Source organism: Limosilactobacillus vaginalis DSM 5837 = ATCC 49540, from assembly GCF_000159435.1.
Classification (GTDB): domain Bacteria; phylum Bacillota; class Bacilli; order Lactobacillales; family Lactobacillaceae; genus Limosilactobacillus; species Limosilactobacillus vaginalis.
Map to the genome: position 1 here is coordinate 1 of NZ_GG693423.1, position 1,533 is coordinate 1,533.

The 1,533-nt window shown below is 39.3% G+C and carries 2 protein-coding genes; both read left to right on the forward strand.

Annotated features, from left to right (window positions below; all coding sequences use genetic code 11):
• On the forward strand, nt 1-453 hold a 453-nt coding region (locus tag HMPREF0549_RS08805; protein WP_003717947.1), incomplete at its 5' end, for a xanthine phosphoribosyltransferase.
• A 24-nt stretch (nt 454-477) separates the two neighbouring features.
• On the forward strand, nt 478-1,533 hold a 1,056-nt coding region (locus tag HMPREF0549_RS08810; protein ID WP_003717948.1), incomplete at its 3' end, for an ATP-grasp domain-containing protein.

Consider the following 1,533-nt stretch of genomic DNA (forward strand, 5'->3'; position numbering starts at 1 on the left):
TTTGCAAAGCTATTTGCTAATGAGGGAGTTACCAAGGTTTGGACAGTTGAATCATCAGGAATTGCTCCTGCGGTGATGACTGGTTTGGCACTTAAGGTTCCGGTAATTTTTGCACGAAAGCACAAAAGTTTGACCCTGAACCAGAATATGTATACTGCTGATGTTTATTCATACACAAAAAAGACAACCAATCGAATTTCTATTTCTAAAAAATATGTCGATGCTAATGATAAGATCTTAATGATTGACGATTTCTTAGCTAACGGACAGGCAGTTGAAGGAATGCTAGAGATTGCTGATCAAGCTGGCGTTGATGTTGCTGGTGCTGGGATTGTGATTGAGAAGAGTTTCCAGCCTGGAGCTCAAGAATTAAAAGATCGTGGTATTCGAGTTGAATCACTAGCAAGGATTAAATCATTAGCGGATGGTAAGGTAACCTTTATGGAAGATTAATGATAGTGCAGAGAGGAGAATTAAATGAGTAATACAATTTTTCCCGGCAGTACTTTAGGAATTATTGGAATTAACCGTAACGGGGTAGCGATGATTGCAGCTGCTAAAAAAGCTGGTTTTAATGTTGGTGTTTACGTTGATCGTTCTCAACCGGACATTACTAAGATGGCAGATTTTACAATTGATGGTGCTTATAATGACAAACAAAAACTTACCGAATTCGGTGAGGCTTGTGATGCTATCATTTATCAAACACCTAACATTGATTCTACTGTGATCCGTTTTCTTGGCCAATATGCAGCAATTCCACAAGGCATTAACGGTTTGGAAATTGTTCAAGACCGGTTAATGGAACGGGCATTTTTGGATCAAATCAATATTAATATTGCTCCCTATGTTACTGTTATTGGTTTAGATGATGTTTACCAATCAATTGACTCAATCGGTTATCCGGCCCTTCTGAAGCCAATTCAACGGGGGATCGGTGAACAATCAATGATGATTAAACGTCAATCTGACATTACCAGGGCTGCAGACTTTATTGATACAGGAACCTATCTACTGGAATCGTGGATTGACCACACGGCAGAATATACCTTAACTGCTGCTTGTGCTAATGGCGAAGTTGAAATTTTCCCCTTAGCACAATTGGAATATAATGAGGACCGGCAATTAATTTCAGTGGCTTCACCTGCTGAGGTTGCGGATGACATGCTACAAGAAATGCACCGGATTATTAAGAGTGTTGCTGATTCACTTCAGTATACCGGTGTTTTCTCGGTTAATTTTTATGTAACTTCGACTGGGACACTTTACGTTAAGAACATTGAATTAGGACTAACATCAATTGCAAATGTTTATGACAATACGACAAATGTGGATCAGTACGAACAACAATTGCGAGCAAGTGTTGGAATGCCATTACATGTTATTCGACAGTTGCAGACGACATTACTAATGATTATCCGGAACTACCAGTCCGTTGCTATTCGTCGTCAGTGGCTTCTTAAGAATAATTGGAAGTTCCGCTTCTTTAATAGTGATACTGATACTGCTGATCCAGCAGGAATCCTTGGTTTT